Here is a 23,640-nt window from a genome sequence, read left to right on the forward strand (position 1 = left end):
CGGGCCGCTCTATTCGTCGCGCGACTTCGCCGCTCTATTCGTCGCGCGACTTCGCCGCTCTATTCGTCGCGCGACTTCGCCGCGGTGAGCACCCCGGGACCCAGCGGGATGACGACCGGCAACAACCGATCATCGTCGGCGACGAGCATCGCCGCCTCCCGGGCCGCATTGGTCATCGGGTCGGTGCGGGCCGGATCGGCGACCGCCCCTTGGGCGGCGGCATCGTGGATGACCAGCACCCCGCCGGGGCGCAGCATCCGGACCGATTCGGAGACGAAGCGCGGCAGGTCCAGACGCGGACCGTCGATGAACACCAGGTCGTAGGTGCTGTCCGACAAACGGGGCAGCACGTCGCGCGGGGTGCCGTTGATCAGCCGGGTGCGCCCGGGGCTGATGTCGGCGCCGGCGAACGAGGCCCGAGCCGCCCGATGATGCTCGAGTTCGGGATCGATCGTGGTCAACACACCGTCGGTGGCCATCCCCGCAAGCAACCACAGGCCGCTGACACCGGTGCCGGTGCCGATCTCGGCCACCGCACGGGCGTCGACGGTACGAGCGAGAACGGCGAGCAGCGCACCGACCGCCGGACTGACCGGCGTGGCGCCGAGTTCGATGCCGCGGGCCCGCGCGGCGACGAGCGCGTCATCCTCCACGATCGCCGACTCGGCGTAGTCGATGAGTGCCGCCCGTGGGTCGCTCGGCTGGGTTTCGGTCATGCTCCGAGGTTAGACATGCCGCCCCGACGACGGCACACGGCGCGCCCGGAGTGTGCCCGGAGCGCCCGAGCAGAGCGCCGATCGGCTTCCTCAGACAACACACAGGGCGCTCATACGACGACCACACTCCGATGGGAGAGGGTTAGGGCGTCGGCCGGAGATGGTGCGGGGATACCTATGCGGGAATACCCACGCTGTGTGTCCGGTTCAGTATGGTTAATTCATCCGGCGTCGCTGCGATGAAGGTAGAGAAGGGAATCGGTCACCGAACGATGAACGATCTCGAGGCGGCTGCAGACACGGTCCCCGGTGGTACCGCGGGATTCGACGCCACCGGCAACGACATGTTGATGCCCACCTGGGACGAACTCGTCCGGGAACACGCCGACCGCGTGTACCGGCTCGCGTACCGCCTGTCGGGCAATCAGCACGACGCCGAGGACCTCACGCAAGAGACATTCATCCGGGTGTTCCGATCATTGTCGAACTATCGGCCCGGCACCTTCGAGGGATGGCTGCACCGCATCACCACGAATCTCTTCCTCGACATGGTCCGGCGCCGCAACAAGATCCGGATGGAGGCGCTCCCCGAGGAATACGACCGGATGCCTGCCGACACCCCCGACCCGCAACAGATCTACGCCGACGCCAATCTTGACGGCGACCTGCAGGCCGCACTCGATTCATTGAGCCCCGAGTTCCGCGCCGCCGTGGTGCTCTGCGACATCGAGGGTCTGTCGTACGAGGAGATCGCCGCCACACTGGGCGTCAAACTGGGAACGGTACGCAGCCGCATCCACCGCGGCCGGCAGAGTATCCGGGACTTCCTCTTGACTCGCGGCCACCGCGACCGCCGTTCGGTGGTGGTCGGGAACTGACCCCGTCGTGGCGGGAACCCCGCATCCCGCCGGGCCGTTGAGTCATTCGGTAGGCTGGGGCGTCGTCCCCGGCGAGGTGGGATCACGATCGGCCGAAGGGGTGATGAACACAATGATGGATGGCCAGCGACGGCAGCCGGAGGCCGGAGTTCCGAGCGAACATCCGGACAGTCTTCGCCGACGCCGCGCATGGAACCCGGCGGCATGGACACCCGCACGATCCTCGTTCACCCCCAACCGCCGGCCGAGTGCACCGCGCGATCGCCGGTTCGCACCCACCGAGCATCTCGCACCCGAGGCCGTCGCCGCCTACGTCGACGGAGAACTCGGGATGACCGCCCACATGCGTGCCACCCACCATCTGGCACTGTGCCCCGAATGCGGGGCGGCGGTCGACGCGCAGATGGCCGCACGGACTCGTCTGCGGTCGTCGGGCACCATGTCCCTGCCCTCCGGACTCCTCGGTCAGCTCAGCCAGATCCCGACGCGCGAGTTCGACATGACCGACCACGCCGATTCGGCGCGCAGCCCGCGCCGCACACACCCCGAGGTGATGCCGGGTGGCCAACCCTCGGCGATACCCGGCCACGACTCGACCCGTGGACGCATGCTGCGCTGGCGGAGCCGCTGACACGTGGATTCTCGAGAACCCCAGGACCCCGCAGCCCACAACCCGGGATCCCAGAACCCTGCTGCGAACTCGGAGCCCGGCGTCGAATGGTCCGCCGGCCACGCCGGGAGTGCCGGTTCTCCCGGCGGTGACGTCCGCAGCAGTGATCCTGGCGGTGATGTCCCGACACGTGCGGTGAGGCACGCTCCGGTGTCCCCGGCCACCGCGCAGGTTTTCGGTCGCCCCACCGGGGTCGCCGGCTCCTTCGCGCCGGGCGGTGGGACCTCTGAACGCCCCGCACCGATGCTAGCGGCGCCGGATCCGGTACTCGCGGAGGCCTTCGGCCGCCCCGAAGGCAGCGACGAAACCCTCCAGCGCGATCCGCTGGCCGCCTACGGCGCAGACGAGCAACCCGAGCCGCCGGCCGACCCATGGCGCGACCCGGACAGCCCGGCGGCGCTGGCCGGGCCCGCGGTGTCCGAGCCCGCGGCCCCGCCGCCCTCGGCCCCCGGACCCAAACTGGGTATCCGCGAAGTTCTCCTCGGCCGCCGGATCGCGTGGCATGCGCTGGCGACGCTGGCCGTGATCGCCCTGCTGATCGGCGTGGTCGGTGGGCTCATGGGCCGGTTCACCGCCGAGGTGGCCGCCCCCCTCAACAGCGATACCGTCAAGCTGTCCACTGACGGTGGGGGCAGCGGTGCGACGCAGGGCTCCCCGGTGGAGCGGGTCGCCAACGCCGTGGAGAAGTCGGTGGTCTCCGTCGATGTGCGGCTGGCGAATGGTTCGGCCACCGGATCGGGCTTCGTCATCAATCGCGATGGCTACATTCTCACCAACAATCACGTGGTCTCCCTGGCCGCGTCGGATCGCACCGCCAAGCTCGAGGTCGTCTTCTCCGACCGCAACCGGGTCCCTGCGCGAATCGCCGGCCGTGACCCCCGAACCGACATCGCCGTGCTCAAGGTCGACAACGTCGACAACCTCACCGTCGCCCAGCTCGGCAATTCGACCGACCTGCGGATCGGTCAGGATGTCGTGGCATTCGGGTCGCCCCTGGGCCTCGACCGCACTGTGACCAGCGGTATCGTCTCCGCTCTGCACCGCGCGGTTCCGCTGCGGCCCGACGCCGAGTCCGACACCGACGCGGTGATCGACGCTATCCAGACCGATGCCGCAATCAACCCGGGCAACTCCGGCGGTCCGCTCGTCGATTCCGACGCGAAGGTCGTCGGCATCAACACCGCCGGCCTCGTTCCGGGCGGCGGCTCGATCGGTCTCGGTTTCGCCATCCCGATCGACGAGGCCGTTCCGATCGCGCAGGCATTGATCCGCGATGGCAAGGTGAATCACCCGCAGATCGGGATCAACGCCAGTGACGTCCGGAATGACCGTGTCCTCGGCGCACAGGTTCGCAACGTCGTCGCAGGCGGCCCGGCCGCGGGTGCGGGCCTGCGCGAGAACGACGTGATCGTCGACTTCAACGGCCGCACGATCGAGAGTGCCGACGAATTGACGGTGGCCGTGCGGACCGCGAAGATCGGGGAGCCGGTCAAGTTCACGTACTGGCGTGACGGACGTACTTTCGAGGGCACGATGACGCCCGCGAGTGACTGAGATGCCCACGAGTGAAGAGGCGTCCGCAGGTGATCGGGCGCGCGAAAGCGGGGAAGTGCCATGTTCGACAGTGTCGGCTGGGGCGAGATCTTCATTCTGATCGTCGCCGGTCTCGTCATCCTGGGACCGGAACGGCTACCCGGGGCGATCTCGTGGACGATGCAGTCGCTACGCAAGGTGCGCGAGTACGCCACCGGCGCCACCGATCAACTCAAGAACGACCTCGGCACCGACTTCGACGACCTGCGCAAACCGCTCTCAGATCTCAACGAACTGCGGGGTATGACGCCGAAGTCGATGATCACCAAGCATCTGCTCAACGGTGATGACTCGGTGTTCAAGACGTTCACCGACGCCGGTACGGCCCTCACCTCGGCCACCGAGGTCCCGTCGATCAAGCCCGTGTCCGCGCCGATGCCGACCGGTCCGGCCGCCGAGCCGGGGCCATCACTGACGAAACCGGCCGCCGAAGCGTCGCCGCCCGTGCCCGCCACCCCCGATGTGCCGACGAGGCATGTTCCCGCGCGCGGGCATCACGATGTGTCCCAGTGGGACGCAACCTGATTCGGCGATCGACCGGTTCGGCAATGCGGGGTCAGTGCCGGGTGGTGTCGATGCCGAGGCTCATCCCGGCCAGTCCACGACGGCGCACGGCGAGGGTGCCGGCGATGGCACGCAGCGCCGAGCCCGACGCCGACTCCGGAGCCGACAGGACGACCGGCGTGCCCGCGTCGCCGCCCTCACGCAGCGCGGTTTCGAGCGGCACCTGACCGAGAAGCTCCACTGTGGAGCCGACCATCTGCGTCAGTCGATCGGCAACGCGCCGGCCGCCGCCCGATCCGAACGGCTCCATCCGCGTGCCGTCGGGCAGCTCCATCCATGACATGTTCTCGACGACGCCGAGGATTTTCTGGCGCGTCTGCAAGGCGATCGCACCGGCTCGCTCGGCCACTTCGGCGGCGGCCTGCTGCGGGGTGGTGACCACGAGGATCTCCGCACCCGGGATGAGCTGGGCGACCGAGATGGCGATGTCACCGGTCCCCGGCGGCAGATCGAGCAGCAAGACGTCCAGGTCGCCCCAGTACACGTCGGCGAGGAATTGTTGCAATGCGCGATGCAGCATCGGCCCGCGCCAGGTCACCGGGGTGTTGCCGCTGGTGAATTGCCCGATCGAGATGAACCGCACGCCATGGGAGGTCGGCGGCATGATCATCTTGTCGACCTGAGTGGGTTTGGCGTCGCTGCCGAGCATGCGCGGGACCGAATGGCCATAGATGTCGGCGTCGAGCACGCCGACCGAGAGTCCGCGTTCGGCCAGCGCACACGCAAGGTTCACCGTCACCGACGATTTGCCGACGCCGCCCTTTCCCGACGCCACCGCGTAGACGCGGGTCAGCGATCCCGGCTGCGCGAAGGGGATGACCGGCTCGGCGGAGTCGCCGCGCAACTTCTTGCGCAGTTCGGTTCGCTGCTCGTCGTCCATCACGTCGAGGTCCACTCGTACCGCGCCCACTCCCGGCACGTCGGAGACGGCGGTCTCGACGCGTCCGGTGATCTCGGTGCGCATCGGGCAACCCGAGACGGTCAGATACACCGCGACATCGACGCTGCCGTCATCGTTGACGGTCACCGACTTCAGCATTCCGAGATCGGTGATGGGTTTGCCGATCTCGGGATCCCGGACCTTCGTCAGGGCCGCGCGGACCGCCGATTCGCTGGGTGTCACTCCTGTAGTCATCACCGACCAGCTTAGCCGTCGGTGAGGACCCGCCGATCAGCGCGCCGGAGTGGTCTGCGGGGTGTTCCGCGGCGCCGGTGCCGGAGCGGGCTGACCAGGCAGGGTGATCCCCGGTGGCAGGCAGATCATGCCGAGACATTGCTGACTTGGTGTGGTGCCCGACGGGGCCTGGGAGCCCGAAGACGGTGCACCGCTCGACGGCGGTGTCGACGGCCGTGATGACGAACTCGACGACGAACTCGGTGGACGCCGCATCTCGGGTATCGGGTTGGTCGGCATGACGCCCGTGGCGTACGCCGCCGCCCAGGCCAGCACGTTCTGCGCGTACTCGAGCGAGTGGTTGTAGCGCATCACCGCGGCGACCTTGTTCTTGTCGGACATGATGTCGGAGACGCCCGCGCACAGGTAACGCCCCGCGGAGTAGGTGGCGTCGAAGATGTTGTTGGGATCAGCTTTGCCGTCGCCGTTGGCGTCGGTGCCCCATGCCGCCCAGGTGCTGGGGATGAATTGCATCGGGCCCAGTGCGCGGGCGTGCGATCCGTCGGTGTTCCTGATCACCTCGTTGCCTGCCAGCGACCCGTCGAGCGCCGGTCCTTCGATGGGGTTGATCGTGGTCCCGTACTGGTCGACCGAACCGTTGTCGGCGTGGTTGGACTCGATCCGCCCGATCCCGGCGAGGAGAAACCACGGCAACTTGCAGGCGGGGTTCTCCGAGGCCACCCGGTCCGCGGCGAGTTTGTAGGCCTGCAACACCACGCCGGGGATGCCGAGCGGCCCCGACGGCAATCCGGCGGACAGCCGGAACTGCGGTGAGGCCGGCGGGGCAGTGGTCCGGGCGGGTGGCGGCGCGAAGCCGAGCAACGACACGGGCTGGGCTGCGGCGATACCCGCGATGTTCACCGGGGCGTCGGCGGCGACCGGCAGCCCGCCGCCGTCATGGGCGCTCGAGGTCGCGGCGCCGAGAACCATCACGCCGACGAGCGCGCTACCTGCGCCCAGCGAGATCGCCCGACGCGAAAGGACCGAGCCGCGGTGCGGGCCCCGAGACCGGTGAAAGGGATGCGGAATCCTCATCGCCGACCCCGATCGCCGGATCTGGTCGTGTCACCTGTCGTCGCCGAATCGACCAGGTCCCCATACGCCGTTGCCAGCCTCGTCACGTCGTCCACTCCGTTGTCGACTTCACACCACTGCCCCCGAGGAGCGTCGCGATCGATGACGGCTGTGGTGACGAGTCGTTCCATCGACCTGCAATGTGGTCCACCATACATATGGGTCGGATGTCCAAGATTGCGAACCCCAGGATTGCTCGGGTACCGAGTCATCTTTCTCCGACCGTCCGACCGTCCGACCGTCTCCGGGTGAAGTCGGTCCGTGGGTTTGATCGGCCGAGCCGGTTCTCGTCGTTACGCCGGTTGTCACCGGCAGCGGGGCGACGGGCCGATCACGACCCGGGGCGACCGGGGCTGCCACGGCGCGCGCGGGGCTCGGCGGGCTGGTCGAGCTCGCGGTCGGCGAGCCGGTCGACGAGGTCGTCGAGCAGATCGTCGAGTTCTTTGCGCAGGTAGTCGCGGGTCACCGTGTCGCCGACGGCCAGTCGGACCGCGGCCAGTTCGCGTGTGAGGAACTCGGTGTCGGACTTGGTCTGCGCGGCCCGCATCCGGTCCTCTTCGAGCGAGACCTTGTCGCGGTTCTCCTGTCGGTTCTGGGCAAGCAGGATCAGCGGCGCGGCATAGGCGGCCTGCGTCGAGAAGGCCAAATTGAGCAGGATGAAGGGATACGGGTCCCAGCGGATTGCCACCGCGAACAAATTGAGCCCGATCCAGACGATGACGATGACGGTCTGGATCGCCAGATAGCGCCCGGTGCCCAAGAAGCGGGCGACGCGTTCGCTGTAGACGCCGACGACGTCGGAGTCGAGGTTGAAGGCCGGGCGACGATGCTCGCGCGGCGTGTCGAGCCGGCGGCCCCGCGGTTCGCTCACGAGGTCACCTCGTCGGCCGGCTCGGTCTCGCGCCAGTCACGCGGCAGCAGCTGGTCGAGGAGGTCGTCGACGCTGACCGCACCGAGTAGGTGCTGCTGATCGTCGACCACGGGTCCGCACACCAGGTTGTACGTCGCGAAGTATCGGGTGACGGTATTCAGCGAGTCCTCCGGTTGCAGATGCGCCAGGTCGGCATCGAGGATGCCGCCGACGATGTTGGCTGGTGGTTCCCGCAGCAACGCCTGTATATGCACGCAGCCCAAATACTTCCCGGTCGGGGTCGAGGTGGGCGGCCGGACGACGAACACGATGCTCGCGGCGGCCGCGTTCACATCGGGGTTGCGTATGCGCGCAAGTGCCTCGGCGACCGTGGTCGCCGCGGTGACGATGATCGGTTTGGTGGTCATCAGACCGCCTGCGGTGTCCGGGGAGTGGGTGAGCAGCCGCCGCACGGGCTCGGATTCCTCGGGATCCATCCGGACCAGAAACGATTCGGCCTCGAGGTCGGACAGTTCGCCGAGCAGGTCGGCGACGTCGTCGGGATCCATCGCCTCGAGGACGTCGACGGCCCGGTCGAGCTCCAGATGTCCCAGCAAGTCCTTCTGATCGTCGGGCGGCAGCTCCTGCAAGACGTCGGCCAGCCGTTCGTCGTCGAGTGCCGCGGCGATCTCGTCCCGGCGCTTGGTCGGCAACTCCCGCAACGCGTTGGCGACGTCGGCGGCGCGCATGCCCTCGAACTGCAACAGGGCCTGGGCGACACCCTGGCCGGGCAGATTCAAACTGCTCTGGGTCATGCCGTGCACGTTGGCCCATTCCACGACGTGGGTCTCGCCGCGCCGCAGTCCGCGCCGGCCGGCGCGCACGGCGACACGCGACACCACCCAGTCCCGGGTGCGGGTGCGCTCGATGCCGAGATCGACGACGGTCACGTCGTGGTCGGCGAGATCGGGCAGATCCGGGTCGATGACGCGGACCCGCGTTTCGAGGATCTGTCCGATCGCCAGCGCCTCGCCCGGCCGCAGGTGCAGCCGACGCAGGCTCACCGTTCCGGTGTTGAGCGTCACCGCATTCGGCTCGATCGAGGTCACGCGCAGCATCGGCACGAAAATGCGGCGTCGGGTCGTCAGCTCGACCGCCAGACCGAGGGCACGCGGTTGCTGGCCGGGCAATCGGACAGAGATCACCGCGTCACGTACACGCCCGATCGATTCGCCGTCCGGACCGAGCACCACCAATCCGACTAACCTGGCCACGAACACCTTGCTCACCGCCGACATGGGAGTAAGGGTAATTGCATCGCACCCCGGGACGTGCGCATGCCCGGTGGCGGGTCGAGACGCCGCCGCCGGCTGCGGACGCGCCGAACCGCAAGGAGTGAGAATGACCAATCCGATCCAGCCGTCGCGGCGGACCCCGGGACTGCCCACACCGCCTCAGGGCTGGCCGATCGGCTCGTATTCGACATATGCCGAGGCGCAACGCGCGGTCGACCATCTCTCCGACGAACATTTCACCGTCGAGGACGTGACGATCGTCGGTGTCGACCTGATGCAGGTCGAGCGCGTCATCGGACGACTCACCTGGGGCAAGGTCGTCGGCGGCGGCGTCGTGTCCGGTGCGTGGCTCGGCCTGTTCTTCGGGTTGCTGGTGTCTCTGGTCGTCACGGGCAGTCCGCTGGTGCCGATCCTGTTCGGTCTGGTCGGCGGCATCATCTTCGGGTTGATCTCGGCGACGATCCCGTATGCCGCGACCCGCGGACAGCGTGACTTCGCCTCGACCATGCAACTCGTCGCCGGACGCTACGACGTGCTCTGCGATCCGAAGAGTGCCGAGAAGGCCCGCGACATGCTGGCGCGCCTCAATCCCTGATGGACGGGCCGTGTTCGGGTTCCCGCCGCTGAGAGGCCTTCACCGATCGCGAGCGGTCCCCGTTCTGGCACGGCCGAACACTTTGTGTTGATCGTCACATATCCGGCGCGATAGCGTAACCTCCAGAGTCGACGGTGACGCGAGACACATATCGCGCCGCCGCGCCGGGGACATCGAGGAGGCTGCGTGCGGCGGAGGATGGGCGGGGTGAGACGTGACCCCGGAGAGGGGACGCGAAATCGGAAGGCATCGTTGGGTATACGCGGCAAGGCGGTCATCGTCGCGGCCGCATTCGCCGCGATGCTGCCGATCGTGACCGCGTGCGGTTCCGGTTACCAAGAAGGCGTGCTGAACCTGTATCCGCCTGCCGATGGCGCGGATTCGGTCAAGATCCAGGCCGATCGGTGCTCGCAGGAGTCCGGTGGCCAGTATCGGATCGTCACCACACCCTTGCCGAAGGCCGCCGACGACCAGCGACTCCAGTTGGCACGGCGGCTCGCGGGCAACGACCACGGTCTGGACCTCATGGGCATGGACGTGGTGTGGACCGCCGAATTCGCCGATGCCGGTTGGCTCGTGCCGGTTCCGCAGGACCAGGTCGGTCAGGTCACCGCCGCCACCTTGGGCGGTCCGCTCGAAACCGCATTGTGGCGCACGCCCACCGACGATCACCAGCGTCTTTACGCCATGCCGATCTGGACCAACACCCAGTTGCTCTGGTACCGCAAGGATGCCGTGCACGACCTCGGTCAGCGCGGTGCGGCCACGACCTGGCAGGGCATGATCGCCGAGGCGGTCAAGAGTGGCGCCCGCGGCGGACCCACCCAGATCATGGTGCAGGGACGCCAATACGAGGGTCTGATGGTGTGGTTCAACTCGTTGCTCGCCAGCGCCGGGGGTCAGGTCGTCGATCCACAGGACCCGGGCAAGGTCACCCTCAACGACACTCCCGCACACCGCGCCGCGACCGTGAAGGCATTGCAGGTCATGAAAGCGGTGGCCACCGCGCCCGGCCACGACCCGTCGCTGAGCAACTCCGACGAGTCCGCCTCGCGGCTCGGCATGGAGAGTGGCAGTGCGCTCTATGAGGTCAACTGGCCCTTCGTGTTCAGCGGTATCCGGGAGAACGCGGCGGCTGGTTCGGTGCCGTTCCTGCCGGATATGACCCGACACAACGACTTCCTCACCAACCTGGCCGATCCGCCGACGCCCGACCAGCTCAAGGAGCTGGTGCCGATCAATGACGAGATCCGGCAGAAGTTCGATTTTGCGCCGTATCCCGGTGTGGGAGACGGGCTCCGGCCGCGGAGCACGCTCGGTGGCCTGAACATCGCCGTCGCGAGCACCTCGCAGCAGCGTGACCTCGCCTTCAAGGCGGCGCTCTGCCTGACCAGTGAGCAGGCGCAGAAGTTCTATTCCATCAATGCCGGTACGCCGCCGGTCAATCGGGCGCTCTACGACGACCCGGAATTCCGGGCAACCTATCCGATGGGTGATCTGATCAAGCGGCAGCTCGAGGCCGACAACGCCGCGCTGCGGCCGAAGTCGCCTGACTACCAGGCGATCTCGACACTGCTCCAGGCGAAGCTGTCGCCGGTCGGGGCGTGGGATCCGGCGGTGCTCGTCGACCAGCTCGCCGACGCGGTCAACAAGGCGATCAACGGGGAGGGGCTCATCCCATGACCACCGGTGACGAGGAGAACGAGAACACGCGTCACGGCCGCCACGCGTTGCCCGAGGGTGAGCAGCAGCCGGGCCCCGCGGAGCCCGGCCTGGATGTGACGTCCCCGCAGACCTTCGGTCCCGCGGTGCATTCGCCGGTGTGGCAGCCCCCGGCGCAGTCGGTGTCAGGACAGTCTCCGTCGGGGCAACCGCCGGCGGAGGTGCCGGCACCGGCGGCCTCGCCCCAATCGGCGGGCGCGGGAGCGGTGACCGCGGTGGCCGATCGTCCGGCGCAACCGGCACCCAAGCCGGCCGCGAAACTCAGCGAGGGCCGAAAAGCCGAGCGGCGACTGGCCTTCTGGCTGGTGTTGCCCGCGGTGGTGATGATGGCCGTCGTCACCGGCTATCCGATCATCTATGCCGTCTGGCTGTCGCTGAACAAGTCGAGCCTCTCGGCACCGGGTCAGCGTGAGTTCGTCTGGTTCTCCAACTATGGGACGGTGCTGTCCGACAGCTACTGGTGGACGGCACTCGGTGTCACCGTGGGAATCACCGTCGTGTCGGTGATCATCGAGTTGGTGCTCGGCATGGCCATCGCCCTGGTGATGCACCGAACTCTCTTCGGGCGCGGCACCATTCGAACCCTGGTACTGATCCCATATGGCATCGTGACCGTGGCGGCGGCGTTCTCCTGGTATTACGCGTGGACGCCGGGCACCGGATATCTGGCCAATCTGTTACCCGACGGCAGTGCGCCGCTCACCGAGCAGTGGCCGTCGCTGGGAATCATCGTCCTCGCCGAGGTGTGGAAGACCACGCCGTTCATGGCGCTGTTGCTGCTCGCCGGTCTCGCCCTCGTGCCCGACGATCTGCTCAAGGCCGCGCAGGTCGACGGCGCCGGCCCGTGGACTCGCCTGTGGCGCATCATCTTGCCGCTCATGAAGCCGGCCATTCTGGTGGCGCTGCTGTTCCGCACACTCGATGCGTTCCGCGTCTTCGACAACATCTACGTCCTCACGCGCGGCTCGAACACCACCTACTCGGTCTCGATGCTTGGCTACGACAATCTGTTCAAGGCGTTCAATCTGGGTGTGGGATCGGCGATTTCGATCTTGATATTCATCTGCGTGGCGATCATCGCGTTCGTGTTCATCAAGGGATTCGGCACCGCGGCGCCGGGTTCCGACAGCGAGGGGAGGTAGGTCGCGGTGAGAACCGGAGCCAAACCGAAATTCTGGTGGGCCATCGCCAACATCTTGGTGGTCCTGTACGCGGTCATTCCGCTGTTGTGGATCCTCAGCCTGTCGTTCAAGCCGGCCTCGAGCGTCACCGACGGCAACTTCATCCCGCGTGAGTGGACCTGGGACAACTACTCCTCCATCTTCTCCACGAGCGCATTCACCAGTGCATTGATCAACTCGATCGGGATCGGCCTCATCACGACCGTGATCGCGGTGGTGCTCGGCACGATGGCGGCCTATGCCGTTGCCCGCCTGGAATTCCCGGGTAAGCGACTGCTCGTCGGGGCGGCCCTGCTGATCGCGATGTTCCCGCAGATCTCGCTGGTGACGCCGCTGTTCAACATCGAGCGAAAAGTGGGGCTGTTCGACACGTGGCCGGGTCTGATCCTGCCGTACATCACCTTTGCGCTGCCGTTGGCGATCTACACCCTCTCGGCGTTCTTCCGGGAGATCCCGTGGGAGCTCGAGAAGGCCGCCAAGATGGACGGCGCGACCCCGTGGCAGGCGTTCCGCCGGGTGATCGCGCCGCTGGCCGCGCCGGGTGTGGTGACCGCGGCGATCCTGGTGTTCATCTTCGCGTGGAACGACCTGCTGCTGGCGTTGTCGCTGACCTCAACCGAACGGGCCATCACCGCGCCGGTGGCAATCGCGAACTTCACGGGCAGTTCGCAATTCGAGGAGCCCACGGGTTCCATCGCCGCCGCCGCCGTCGTGATCACCATTCCGATCATCATCTTCGTACTCTTCTTCCAACGTCGAATCGTGGCCGGCTTGACCTCCGGCGCGGTGAAGGGGTAAGCCATGGCAGAGATCGTCCTCGACAACATCACCAAGCGGTATCCCGACGGTTCGGTCGCGGTACACGGGGTGAGTGTCGACATCGCCGATGGCGAGTTCATCATCCTCGTCGGCCCGTCCGGCTGCGGAAAGTCCACCACGCTCAACATGATCGCCGGACTCGAGGACATCACCGACGGTGAACTGCGCATCGGCGGGGAGCGCGTCAACGAGCGCGCACCCAAGGATCGCGATATCGCGATGGTGTTCCAGAGTTACGCCCTCTATCCGCATATGTCGGTACGGGAGAACATCGCCTTCCCGCTCACCCTGGCGAAGCTGTCGAAGAGCGAGATCGCCACGAAAGTCGACGAGGCAGCCAAGATCCTCGACCTCGGCGCCTACCTCGACCGTAAACCCGCCAATCTCTCCGGCGGTCAGCGTCAGCGGGTGGCGATGGGGCGTGCAATCGTGCGCTCGCCCAAGGCATTTCTGATGGACGAGCCGCTCAGTAACCTCGATGCCAAGTTGCGTGTGCAGATGCGGGCCGAGATCTCCAGGCTGCAACAACGACTGGGTACCACCACCGTCTACGTCACCCACGATCAGACCGAGGCGATGACGCTCGGCGACCGGGTCGTCGTCATGCGTTCGGGTTATGTGCAACAGGTCGGCTCCCCGCAGGAGCTCTACAACAATCCGGAGAACGTCTTCGTCGCCGGATTCATCGGCTCCCCGGCGATGAATTTTCTGCCCGGCCGGCTCGGCAGCGACGGCATCTCGACACCGGTCGGGACGATCGGCCTGCACGACCAGCGTGCGGTGACCGCCGCGGCGGGACAGGTCCACAGCAACGGTGAGGTGCTCGTCGGCATCCGTCCCGAACACCTCGAGGATGCCACCCTCATCGATTCCGAAACCCTCTCGCGCGGTATGAAGTTCACCGTCGGAATCGATGTCCTGGAATCGATGGGTTCCGACAACTACGCCTACTTCCGGATCGATTCGCAGGCCTCGGCCAACGACGCGCTGGCCGAGCTGTCGGCGGATTCGGGTGCGACTCTCGGCGGTGGTGAGATGATCGCCCGGCTGTCACCGGAATCGCAGGTACGCCGTGGATCGAGCGCCGAGTTGTTCTTCGACCCGGCGAAGATCTCCGTCTTCGACCAGCAGTCCGGGGCCAGTCTGCGCGGAACCGATCGGCCTGCGGCTGCCGCCGGGGTGCCCGTGACGAGCTGAGGCGCCTGCGCACTCTCAGCGGCGTCGCCGATGAGGTTGATCGCGGAGTTCGTCGATGATGGTGTCATCCCAGATGTGCTTGCGCACCAGCCGATATCGTTCGCCGGCAAGCCATAGGTAGAGTTCGGCATCGCTGTCGAGGTCGGGCCGGACGTCGGCGCGGCGTGCCATGCGGATCACCGGGAGGAACTCCTCGCCGAACCAGCGGCGAGCCACATCGATACGTCCGAGGAACTCGCCGATCTCCTGACTGAGCCGAAAACCCCAGGCCTCCACCGCCTCGGCGAGTTCGGCATAGTCGAAGGGGTCTGCGAAGCGGATCGTGTCGGCCTGTGCGCCCGACAGTGGTACCCGGGCGAGGAACAGCCTGCGGTGATCCTTGAGGATCAGATCGGCGGGGATGTTGATGCCCTCCGGTGAGATCCGCGTGTGGATCTCGGTGACATAGGCGTCGATCGTGTCGAGGTGACGCGCGATCGCGATCGATATCCGATGGTGGCCGTCGATGACGAAATGCATCGACCCGATGCGGTAGAGCCGAACCGGCGGCATCGACTCACCGCGCCGCTGTGCGGCCGCCAAGCGCTGCCACCGGCTGCGGATCCGCGGAGACGTCGGGCGGAAGTAGCGGTCGAAATCCTTGGTGCGGTCCACACTTCCGACGATCGAGGCCACCTCGACGGTCTGCAGGCCCAGAAAGGTCTCGCCGGTGCGCCCGAGCGCGGCCACCACCTCGTCGAACGGCAGGATGGTGTTGACGTCGGCCGGCTGGCGCGTGAACCACTGCGTCAGCCGGGCCAGCTCGGCGCGGCGACGCATCCGCGCGAAGTCGGCGTCGGCATCGGCGTCGGGGAATCCGGTGTCACGAGCCATGTCTGCGCCTCACGATCGCGAAATCGCCGGTGGTGGTGTCGAAGTCGAATTGACAATAGCCGACCACGTTCATCGAGACGGTGCCCTCGCCGATGATGAGGTCGCGTGGATGTGCGCCGTACGGATGGATGTGTCCGTGCACCATGATGTTCGGCTGCAGCCGCGCGACCAACCGGTGATAGCAGGCGAACCCCCGGTGTGGGCGATCGTCGGCGTCGCCGACCCCGCGGGCCGGGGAATGGGTGAGCAGTATGTGGGGCCGCGGCTGCCCCAGGCCGCGGCGCGCGCGCAAGGCCCACGATCGCATCCGCTGCTGGGTTTCGGTGTACTGATTGGCGCCACCGTTGTAGCGGATGCTGCCGCCGAGTCCGCTGATGCGCACCCCGGCCACCGTCACGGTCCGGCCGTCGGCGTTGACCGCTCCCTGGGGGCCGGGATCGGGACTGGGCAGCCCGGCGCGCGTCCAGCCGGCCCGGCTGCGACGGTAACCGCGCAGCTCACGGTCGTGGTTGCCGGGTACGAACACGCACGGGGCGTCACACAGCCCGGCGAGTACCTCCAGATAGTCGAACGGCAGGTCACCGGCACCGAGGATGAGGTCCGGCTTGGCTTCGAGGCCCACCCCGAAGGTGAGCGAGTCCACCACCTCGTCGGCCACCGCCAGGATGCTCACCACACCCTCACGGTAGGCCACCGGCCGGCGGCGGGTGTTCGGGTGACTCAGAAGGCGGCGTGCGCAGCGCCGATGCCCGGATCGATCCGGACCGGGCCGTCCTTGCTCGGGGCCACCGGGAAATCGAAGATGGCCGTCGGAATATACACCGTCGCACACGAATTGGGGATGTCGACGACCCCCGACAGCCGGCCCTCGATGGGAGCCGAGCCGAGCAACAGATAGGCCTGCTCAGGGCTGTAGCCGAAATTCGTCAGGTAGTCGATGGCATGGAGGCAGGCGCGCTGATACGACAGGTCGGAGTCGAGATAGCGCTGCTCTCCGTCGAGGGTGACCGAGGTGCCGGAGAAGGCGATCCATTCCGAATAGCGGGGCTCGACGTTGCCGGGCATGAAGATCGCGTTCTCGTGTACGCCATAGGTCGCCATGCCGCCCTTGATGAGGTCGACGTGCAGATCGAGGAATCCACCCATCTCGATGGCGCCGCAGAAGGTGATCTCGCCGTCACCTTGCGAGAAATGCAGATCGCCGAAGGAAAGGTTCGCGCCGGGTACGAACACCGGATAGAAGATGCGCGTGCCCTTGCTGAGGTTCTTGATGTCCTGGTTGCCACCGTTCTCCCGAGGGGGAGCGGTGCGCGCCGCCTCGGCGGCGACGCGGGTGAACTCGTCGCCGGCCAGCGCACCGAGGATCGCGCCGTCGGGCTCGGGCGGCAACGCGAGCGGTGGCACGCGCTCCGGGTCGGTGGCGATCAGTGCGGCCTCCCGGGCGTTCCACCTGCCGAGCAATCCCGTCGACGGCGCGGTGCCCATCAGGCCCGGATGCACGATGCCGGTGTACTTCACGTGGGGCACATGCCGACTCGTCGCCGACTGGCCGGAAAAATCCCAGATGGCCTTGTATGCGTCGGGGAACTGTTCGGTCAGGAAGCCGCCGCCGTTGAGCTTGGCGAAGATCCCGGTGTAGCCCCAGCCCTGGCCGGCCAGTGGCCCGGAGTCCTCCTGGGGGATGGGTCCGACATCGAGAATGTCGACGATCAGCAGATCACCCGGCTCGGCGCCCTCGATCGCAAACGGACCCGACAGCGTGTGCACATTGTTGAGCGGGGCGTTGAGGATGTCGTCGGCGGAGTCGTCGTTGTGGATCGCACCGTCGAACCATTCGCGGCAATGCGCGCGAAAGGTGTCACCCGGTTTGACCGTCACCGCCGGTGGGATGTCGGGGTGCCAGCGATTGTGTCCGACGATCGGCTGATCGGTGAACGACTTCGACGAATCCAGCGGAAAGATCAACTCGGGCATTGTGCCTCCACACCGTATGGGCGATTCGATACTCATCGAGATGCTGATGCGACCATGTGTCCGGTGACGTTACCGCGCGCAACCCGCCCGCGCCCTGCGAAAGGCGGCGGGGGCCCGGTGCGGGGTGCGCCGATGTCTTACCCTCGAGACGTGCCCACCTATGTCTTCCGGTGTGCCGGTGAGTGCGCCGACATCGAGCAGAGTCATCCGATGACCGACATCCCCGAGGCGGTGATCTGCCCCGACTGCGGTGCCACCGCGCGTCGTACGATTGCGGCACCGCGACTGGGCGCCGGGCGGTCGGTGGCGATGCGTCTGGCCGATGCCACCCGGGCCACCGCCGAGCGTCCCGCGGTGGTCACCTCCGTTCCCGGGTCGCCGGGCACACCGACCCCGGTGTCCAGAAATCCGCTGCACCAACGTCTTCCGCGTCCGTGATCGATCCCGGCCGGTGCTGACGTGCGCCCGAGCGAGACGCCGGGGTCGTGCGGACGATACCGTCGACAACCGTGAGCCAGTCCATCACCGACAACATCAACGGGTATCTCGTCGAGACGCTCGGGTCTCAACCGCAGCGTGCCTCGGTGACCTTCCTCGGCGTCGAGCCCATCGAGGTGGCCCGATTCGCCGTCGGCGCCGAGGTCCTCTACGTGACCCTCGGCTGCGCGCGGCATCCGATGGCCGATCCCGCCGACCTCAACCCGGACCCGGTACGTGGGCCACGCGCCGAACTGGTGATCCGCATGCACGCCGCGTCGCCGCTGCCCGGCCTGCACCGGCGGCTGGCAGCCCTGGCCGCCGCACCGGCCGTCGAAGGTCTGGTACTGACTGCCGATGCACTGCTCGACCTCGGTGAACCCCTATGGGATGGAGCGCCTTTCACCGCGGTGATGATCGTCGACGACGAACTCGGCAGCGTGGCGCTGCCCGATCCGATGGAACCGGCGAGATTCCTGCGAGCGATCCCGATCACCGCCAACGAGGCCGCGTGGTTACGCCTCAAGGGCGTCGACGCATTGCGTGAGGCGTGGAATGAAGCCGGCATCGACCTCGCCGACCCGGACCGGTCGCCGGCGACGATGTGATCGCCGCGCCACGGGCAGTGGCGTGTCAGAGCCAGTGGTGGCGGCGCAGCACGAGCCACAGACCGCCGCACACGATCACCAGAAACAGGCACACCACACCGAAGCCCTGCGCGTCGTGCATGGCGGGCAGGACGTCGAAGTTCATTCCGTAGAGCCCGGCGACCATGGTCGGGATGGCTCCGATCGCGACCCATGCGGAGATCTTGCGCATGTCGCTGTTCTGCTGGATGCCGACCTTCGCCGCTGCGGCGTCGAGCAGCGACGACAGCACCTCGTCGTACTCCACGACCCGGTCGATGACGGTGGTCAGGTGATCGGCCACATCGCGCAGGTAACGCCGGACCTCCTTGGGGACCAGCGGATTGTTTGCGGTCAGCCGCGACAGCGGGGTGGCCAGCGGAGTGACGGCGCGGCGCAACTCGAGGACTTCGCGCTTGAGGAGGTAGACCGGCTCGATCCCGAGCCACCGTTGCTTGTTGCCGAATACGGTTCCCTCGACGGCGAGGACATCGGTCTCCATCCGTTCGCTCACGACGAGATAGCTGTCGACGACGAGGTCGGCGATGGCGTGCATGACCGCCGTCGGCCCGAGCGCGAGACGTTCCGGACGCGACTCGAGCCGCCGGCGCAGGCCCGACAGATGGGTGTGATCGCCGTGCCGGACGGTGATGACGAAGTCGGGCCCGGTGAAGATCATGATCTCGCCGCTCTCGACGACCTCGCTGGCCTTCTCGATCGACTCGTGCTCGACGTATTTCACGGTGCGCAGCACCAGGAACTGGGTGTCGTCGTAGATCTCGAGTTTCGGCCGTTGATGGGCGTGCACGGCGTCCTCGACGACAAGTTCGTGGAGCCCGAACACCTCGGCGACACCGGTCATCTGCTCGTCGTCGGGAGCGTGCAGGCCCAGCCACACGAACCCTTCCCCGCTGCCGCGTACCTGCTCGAGGGCCTCGGCATACCCGATACGTCCGGGCTGTCGATGCCCTTCGATGTACACCGCGCAATCGACGACGGCACGTGCGATCGGCACCGGTATCCGGGGCAGCGGTGGGCGCTCACGCCGACCGGTGGTGAATCCGAGGCTGGGCCGCAGGTGGGGCATCGATGGCACGGTTGGGATGCTACGCGTCGGACTGTGCAGGCGGGTCGCCACGACCGATGGGCGCGCAGAGCGTGGCAGTCGGTCCGAAACATGTCGCACGATACGGTGAGTGCCGTGCGACATCGAGTGACGGGCGGTACGGCCGCGACCTTCGTGGCGGCGTTGATGCTGCTGCTCGCGGTACTCACCGGATGCGCGAGCGATGACAACGGCGATGTCGGCCGGCCGCTGGTCATGGGCGCGTCGGGCACACCGGAATCGCTGGTGATGGCACAGATCTACGCCGGTGCGTTGCGCGGTGCCGGCGCCGACGTGTCGCCGGACCCGCGCATCGGCGACGACGGGGCACTGCTTGATGCGATGAGCCGCTCCGAGGTCGACCTCTTCCCGGCGTTCACCGGCCGGCTGCTCGCCGAACTGGCACCGGCATCGGCTGCCACCCCCGACTCCGGTAACGCGGCCGGAGACGGACCCGCCGCGGCCGATCCGAATGCCGACGCCCGATATGTGGCTCTCAATCGCTCGTTGCCAGAAGGTGTTTCGGTCGGTGATGCGACGCCGGTGAGCGTCACGCCGCAGTTGTTCGTGAGTAATGCCACCGCGGCGGCGGCCGGGGTGAGTGACCTGTCGGGGTGCGCGCGGCTGCCCGCCGGGCTGCTCGTCGTCACCACCGACGAGCCTGACGCCCGGACGCTGCATGCATTCGCCGATGCCGGCTGCCGGTTGGGGCCGGTGGCACGCGTGGGTGACGCGCGCACGGTGCTCGAGCGCGTGGCGGCGGGCAACGCGCTCGGCTTGTTGACGCCGTTACAGATCGCCGGTGACACCGCATCGGGCCCGGCCGGGCAGGTCGAGGCGCTGTCGGCGCCGTCGGGTTCCCAGGGTGCGGCGGCCGGTCCACCGGCAGAGGTGCTCGTGCCGGTGTATCGCACCGCCGCGCTGACCCGTGACCAGGTGAAGGCGATCAACCGGGTGGCCGGCGAGATCACGACCGCCGACCTCGCCACCCTCGCCGGAAGGGTCCGGGCCGGGTCGAATCCGGCCGGCCTGGCGGCCGACTGGCTCAACGAACACGGGATCTAGCGACCGGGGGATCTGGCGACGGGGAATCTGGCGATCAGGTGCTTTATTGACCACGGGCGCGGCGGTCCGCCGACCGCAGGCGGATCGAGCCGAGCATCGTCCGCCCCGGTGGGCTGGTGTAGTTGTCTTCGCCGGTCGTGCGCAGCTCGACGAACGCAGGCAAGCGGCGTAGGTGCGTCGCCAGGTTCTCGCGCAAGGTGATCGACGCGGCGGCACATCCATGACACTGACCGCGCAGGGCCACGGTCACCACACCGCCGGTCACGTCGACCAATTCGACGCGCCCGCCGTGCGCCGCGGTGTACAGACCGAATTCGCCGGCCAGCACCTCGCGAACACCCGCCTCGAGTTCCCGGTCCCCGCCGCGGCGCACCGCGGCGATGGCGGCCGGCACGTCCGGGCCGCCGTCGGGCTCGGTCACACCCGGCTCGGGCCACCCGCCGGGCTGCGACAGCGCCTCGAACAATGCCGCGCGTACCCGTGCACCGCTGGTCCGTGCCGTGTGGCCGGCGGCGAACGTGGTCTCGATGGCGCCCGGCGCAACGTGCACCGACCGCAGGGTCGCGGAACCGACGAGGTCGGCCACCGCAGGCGGGAACCCGACGTCGGCGGGGTCACCGGCCACGAGGGTGGCCTCGGTGCGGATGAGGCCCGGACCGACGCGCCAGCGGATCACGTCGGGATGGTCGCGATCGAGCGGTGCGGGCAGCAGCATGATGGTCATGGCGTTCACCCGGTGATCGCGGCGGTGATCTGGTATCCCAGGAAGCCGGCCACCCATGCCAGGACGAACATGTAGGTCCACGCGATCAGCGGCCAGCGCCACGAGTTGGTCTCGCGCCGGATCGTGCCCACAGTCGACATGCATTGCAGCGCATAGACGAAGAACAGCAGCAGCGCCACAACTGTCGGCGGGCCGAACAGTGGGCGTCCCTCGTGTGGCCCGTCGGTGTAGGTCATCCCCGCCAGCGCCGCCGAGGGATCGTCGGCATCCTGGGCCGCGCCGATCTGCCCGAGCGTCGACACCACCACTTCCCGTGCCGAGAACGATCCGAGAATGCCGATGTCGATGCGCCAGTCGAAGCCGAGGGGCGCGAAGACCGGCTCGACGGCCTTGCCGATCGACGCCGCGAAGCTGTTGTCCATCACGTAGGAGCGAGCCTGCGCGTCCGCGGTGGCGGCGGCGTCGTCGGGGCTCGCGCCGTGCGCGACGGCCACCGCGGTCGCGTCCTGCCGGACCTTCTCGGCCTGTGCGGTGTGCGCGGGCAGCGACAGCAGAATCCACAGCACGATCGAGGTGAGCAGGATGATCTTGCCGACCTTGCGCAGGAACGTCCTGGTGGAGTCCCACATCATCAGGGCCACCGATTTCACCGCGGGCAGCCGGTAGGGCGGCATCTCCATGTAGAAGGGCATGAGCCCGCTGCGCAGTGGGCGGCTGCGCTTGAAGACCGCAGCGGCGGCCATCGCCGAGACCCCGCCGAGCACGTACAGCGCGAACATCGCCGCACCCTGGGCGTGGATCGGGCCGAAACGCGCATCCGACGGGATGAGCAGCCCGGTCAGCAGCACGAACACCGGCAGTCGCGCCGAGCACGTCACCAGCGGTGCCGACATCGCGACCGCGATGCGATCCTTCGACGACGGGAGGGTGCGCGCGGCCATGATGCCCGGCACCGCGCAGGCGAACGACGACAGCATCGCCACGAAGGCACGTCCCTCCAGACCGGCGCGGCTCATCACCCGGTCGGTGAGGAACGCCGCGCGCGACATGTAGCCGACGTTCTCCATGAGGGCGATCAACAGGAACATCAACACGATCTGCGGCACGAACACGAGCACGCCGCCGACCCCACCGATCAGCGCCGTCGACAAGAAGTCGCCGAGAATCGGCTGGGTCACATGGTCGCCGACCACGGTTCCGAGCCACCCGAAGAATGCCTCGATCCAGTCCTGGAACGGGGCGGCGACGGTGAACACCACCTGGAAGAACACGAACATGACGGCCAGGAACGCGAGCGTGCCGAAGACCGGATGCAGCAGTACCCGGTCGACCCGCGACGTCGCCGAGTGTGCGCGCGGCGGCTGATAGTCCGCCATCGCGAGCACCGAGGCGGCCCAATCGGCGAGCATCGGACCCGAATCGGTGGGCGGGTTCACGGCCGGACGACTCCACGAATCCGGATCGCCGAGCAGGGTGCGCACGGGTTCGAGGGTCGACTTCTTGGTTCCGACGACCGCCCGCACCGGCACGCCGAGCGCGTCGCCGAGGCCGCTCGGGTCGATCCGCCCGCCCCGGTGTTCCATCTCGTCGGTCATCGTCAGCACGATCGCCACCGGGATGTCGAGATTCAGCGTTTCGGCGACCAGGGTCAGTGAGCGTTGTAGCACGGTCGAATCGACGACGACGATCACCGCGTCCGGTGGGAGGGCACCGTCGAGGTCGCCGGCGAGCAGATCGGCCACGACCCGTTCGTCGGGGGAGATCGGGTCCAGGCTGTACGCGCCCGGCAGATCCTCCAGATTGATCATCGCGGTCGTCGTGGCCGTGCCGGCGCCCCGGCCCTCGGCATGAGTGGAGTGTTCGGGTACGTGGACCCGGCAGCGGCCGACCGACCGGGACAGGGTGACGCCGGGATAGTTGGCGGTCTTGAGGCGCAGCCCGGTCAGCCCGTTGAACACCGAGGTCTTGCCGGCGTTCGGGCTGCCGATGAGCGCCACGGATTCGATGGGGGAGCCGACCTCGTCGACGTCGGAGGCGTCCGACCCGGGCGCGTGGCAGTCGCTCACGACTGCACCGCGCACTCGATGTGGGCCGCCTCGCGGGCACGTAGGCACATCTCGTAATCGGCCACCCGGTACACGCATGGGTCGCCGAGGAGCGCGCGCCGCACCTTGGTGACCGTGGCACCCGGGGAGAATCCGAGGCTGACCATGCGGCGGCGGACCTGTGGCGGACAGGAATCGACGTAGCCGACGACGCGCGCCGATTCGCGCACCGTCAGCCGGTTCATCCCGATCGTGGTGCCGACCTCAGGGTTCGTCATCGCCGCTGCCTCCTTTCGGGTACCCATCCCGTGATACCACTACATCATAGGATCGGCTTACCTGAGCTGACAGGGCCGATGGTCACCAACGGCGTGAGAAGATCATGGGCGCGAAACAGGGGCCGTCCCGGCGGGACGGCCCCTG

The 23,640-nt window shown here is 67.6% G+C and carries 24 protein-coding genes; 12 read left to right on the top strand and 12 right to left on the bottom strand.

What is annotated here, in order from left to right:
• Positions 1-59: 59 nt before the first annotated feature.
• The gene (locus ACLQ3C_RS13040) at positions 60-716 is read right to left on the bottom strand and encodes an O-methyltransferase (RefSeq protein ID WP_425705493.1); all 657 of its coding nucleotides are present in this window, start codon (positions 714-716) and stop codon (positions 60-62) included.
• A 272-nt stretch (positions 717-988) separates the two neighbouring features.
• Between ACLQ3C_RS13040 and sigE the strand changes: the two genes are divergently transcribed.
• The 4 genes from sigE (at position 989) to tatB (ending at position 4,382) form a co-directional block, all read left to right on the top strand.
• Complete coding sequence (gene sigE, locus ACLQ3C_RS13045) at positions 989-1,594, top strand: RNA polymerase sigma factor SigE (protein ID WP_425705494.1); 606 nt, start codon at positions 989-991, stop codon at positions 1,592-1,594.
• A gap of 103 nt (positions 1,595-1,697) precedes the next feature.
• On the top strand, positions 1,698-2,225 hold the full coding sequence (locus ACLQ3C_RS13050) for a hypothetical protein (RefSeq protein ID WP_425705495.1): 528 nt from the start codon (positions 1,698-1,700) through the stop codon (positions 2,223-2,225).
• A gap of 3 nt (positions 2,226-2,228) precedes the next feature.
• Positions 2,229-3,818, top strand: coding sequence for a trypsin-like peptidase domain-containing protein (locus ACLQ3C_RS13055; RefSeq protein ID WP_425705496.1), 1,590 nt, complete (start codon positions 2,229-2,231; stop codon positions 3,816-3,818).
• Positions 3,819-3,878: 60 nt separating this feature from the next.
• Entirely contained in the window at positions 3,879-4,382 is a 504-nt protein-coding gene (gene tatB / locus ACLQ3C_RS13060) for a Sec-independent protein translocase protein TatB (RefSeq protein ID WP_425705497.1), read from the top strand.
• A 31-nt stretch (positions 4,383-4,413) separates the two neighbouring features.
• Here the strand turns inward: tatB and ACLQ3C_RS13065 are convergent, their stop codons facing one another.
• The 4 genes from ACLQ3C_RS13065 to ACLQ3C_RS13080 form a co-directional block, all read right to left on the bottom strand.
• Positions 4,414-5,556, bottom strand: coding sequence for an Mrp/NBP35 family ATP-binding protein (locus tag ACLQ3C_RS13065; RefSeq protein ID WP_425705498.1), 1,143 nt, complete (start codon positions 5,554-5,556; stop codon positions 4,414-4,416).
• Between the two features lie 36 nt (positions 5,557-5,592).
• Positions 5,593-6,630, bottom strand: a complete 1,038-nt coding sequence (locus ACLQ3C_RS13070; protein ID WP_425705499.1) for a lytic transglycosylase domain-containing protein — start codon at positions 6,628-6,630, stop codon at positions 5,593-5,595.
• A 370-nt stretch (positions 6,631-7,000) separates the two neighbouring features.
• Entirely contained in the window at positions 7,001-7,540 is a 540-nt protein-coding gene (locus tag ACLQ3C_RS13075) for a DUF1003 domain-containing protein (protein WP_425705500.1), read from the bottom strand.
• Entirely contained in the window at positions 7,537-8,817 is a 1,281-nt protein-coding gene (locus ACLQ3C_RS13080) for a magnesium transporter MgtE N-terminal domain-containing protein (protein ID WP_425705501.1), read from the bottom strand. Before ACLQ3C_RS13080 ends, ACLQ3C_RS13075 begins: the two co-directional genes overlap by 4 nt.
• Positions 8,818-8,920: 103 nt before the next feature.
• Here ACLQ3C_RS13080 and ACLQ3C_RS13085 point away from each other — a divergent pair, with 103 nt between their 5' ends.
• The 5 genes from ACLQ3C_RS13085 to ACLQ3C_RS13105 all read left to right on the top strand — a co-directional run bounded on the left by ACLQ3C_RS13085 (position 8,921) and on the right by ACLQ3C_RS13105 (position 14,328).
• Entirely contained in the window at positions 8,921-9,409 is a 489-nt protein-coding gene (locus ACLQ3C_RS13085) for a general stress protein (protein WP_425705502.1), read from the top strand.
• A 198-nt stretch (positions 9,410-9,607) separates the two neighbouring features.
• A complete protein-coding gene (locus ACLQ3C_RS13090) occupies positions 9,608-11,092 on the top strand; it encodes an extracellular solute-binding protein (protein ID WP_425705562.1) in 1,485 nt (494 codons plus the stop codon).
• On the top strand, positions 11,089-12,273 hold the full coding sequence (locus ACLQ3C_RS13095) for an ABC transporter permease subunit (RefSeq protein WP_425705503.1): 1,185 nt from the start codon (positions 11,089-11,091) through the stop codon (positions 12,271-12,273). Before ACLQ3C_RS13090 ends, ACLQ3C_RS13095 begins: the two co-directional genes overlap by 4 nt.
• A gap of 6 nt (positions 12,274-12,279) precedes the next feature.
• On the top strand, positions 12,280-13,110 hold the full coding sequence (locus ACLQ3C_RS13100) for a carbohydrate ABC transporter permease (protein WP_425705504.1): 831 nt from the start codon (positions 12,280-12,282) through the stop codon (positions 13,108-13,110).
• 3 nt (positions 13,111-13,113) lie between these two features.
• Positions 13,114-14,328 carry an ABC transporter ATP-binding protein gene (locus ACLQ3C_RS13105; protein WP_425705505.1) on the top strand — a complete coding sequence of 405 codons (1,215 nt, stop codon included), beginning with the start codon at positions 13,114-13,116 and terminating at the stop codon, positions 14,326-14,328.
• A 15-nt stretch (positions 14,329-14,343) separates the two neighbouring features.
• On the opposite strand, the gene ACLQ3C_RS13110 is transcribed toward ACLQ3C_RS13105, so the two are convergent.
• Genes ACLQ3C_RS13110 through fmdA form a run of 3 tightly spaced genes read right to left on the bottom strand, consistent with a single transcriptional unit; the run spans position 14,344 to position 17,175 of the window.
• Positions 14,344-15,201: a chromosome partitioning protein ParB gene (locus ACLQ3C_RS13110; RefSeq protein WP_425705506.1), complete on the bottom strand. Its 858-nt coding sequence runs from the start codon at positions 15,199-15,201 to the stop codon at positions 14,344-14,346.
• Positions 15,191-15,877, bottom strand: coding sequence for a metallophosphoesterase family protein (locus ACLQ3C_RS13115; protein WP_425705507.1), 687 nt, complete (start codon positions 15,875-15,877; stop codon positions 15,191-15,193). The genes ACLQ3C_RS13110 and ACLQ3C_RS13115 overlap by 11 nt, the downstream gene beginning before the upstream one ends.
• A gap of 44 nt (positions 15,878-15,921) precedes the next feature.
• Complete coding sequence (gene fmdA, locus ACLQ3C_RS13120; RefSeq protein WP_425705508.1) at positions 15,922-17,175, bottom strand: formamidase; 1,254 nt, start codon at positions 17,173-17,175, stop codon at positions 15,922-15,924.
• A 150-nt stretch (positions 17,176-17,325) separates the two neighbouring features.
• Between fmdA and ACLQ3C_RS13125 the strand changes: the two genes are divergently transcribed.
• Together ACLQ3C_RS13125 and ACLQ3C_RS13130 are read left to right on the top strand one after the other, a co-directional pair.
• Positions 17,326-17,613, top strand: a complete 288-nt coding sequence (locus tag ACLQ3C_RS13125) for an FmdB family zinc ribbon protein (protein WP_425705509.1) — start codon at positions 17,326-17,328, stop codon at positions 17,611-17,613.
• A 71-nt stretch (positions 17,614-17,684) separates the two neighbouring features.
• Positions 17,685-18,260, top strand: coding sequence for a suppressor of fused domain protein (locus tag ACLQ3C_RS13130; protein WP_425705510.1), 576 nt, complete (start codon positions 17,685-17,687; stop codon positions 18,258-18,260).
• 25 nt (positions 18,261-18,285) lie between these two features.
• On the opposite strand, the gene ACLQ3C_RS13135 is transcribed toward ACLQ3C_RS13130, so the two are convergent.
• Positions 18,286-19,365, bottom strand: a complete 1,080-nt coding sequence (locus ACLQ3C_RS13135) for a magnesium and cobalt transport protein CorA (protein ID WP_425705563.1) — start codon at positions 19,363-19,365, stop codon at positions 18,286-18,288.
• 165 nt (positions 19,366-19,530) lie between these two features.
• On the opposite strand from ACLQ3C_RS13135, the gene ACLQ3C_RS13140 reads away from it, so the two are divergent.
• Positions 19,531-20,448, top strand: coding sequence for a glycine betaine ABC transporter substrate-binding protein (locus tag ACLQ3C_RS13140; protein WP_425705564.1), 918 nt, complete (start codon positions 19,531-19,533; stop codon positions 20,446-20,448).
• Positions 20,449-20,491: 43 nt separating this feature from the next.
• Here the strand turns inward: ACLQ3C_RS13140 and ACLQ3C_RS13145 are convergent, their stop codons facing one another.
• Genes ACLQ3C_RS13145 through ACLQ3C_RS13155 form a run of 3 tightly spaced genes read right to left on the bottom strand, consistent with a single transcriptional unit; the run spans position 20,492 to position 23,495 of the window.
• Complete coding sequence (locus ACLQ3C_RS13145; protein WP_425705511.1) at positions 20,492-21,172, bottom strand: NifU family protein; 681 nt, start codon at positions 21,170-21,172, stop codon at positions 20,492-20,494.
• 5 nt (positions 21,173-21,177) lie between these two features.
• Positions 21,178-23,238 carry a ferrous iron transporter B gene (feoB, locus tag ACLQ3C_RS13150; RefSeq protein WP_425705512.1) on the bottom strand — a complete coding sequence of 687 codons (2,061 nt, stop codon included), beginning with the start codon at positions 23,236-23,238 and terminating at the stop codon, positions 21,178-21,180.
• Positions 23,235-23,495, bottom strand: a complete 261-nt coding sequence (locus ACLQ3C_RS13155; protein WP_425705513.1) for a FeoA family protein — start codon at positions 23,493-23,495, stop codon at positions 23,235-23,237. Before ACLQ3C_RS13155 ends, feoB begins: the two co-directional genes overlap by 4 nt.
• Between the last annotated feature and the right edge of the window lie 145 nt (positions 23,496-23,640).

It is taken from the genome of Gordonia sp. DT30, from assembly GCF_049844915.1.
Lineage (GTDB): Bacteria > Actinomycetota > Actinomycetes > Mycobacteriales > Mycobacteriaceae > Gordonia.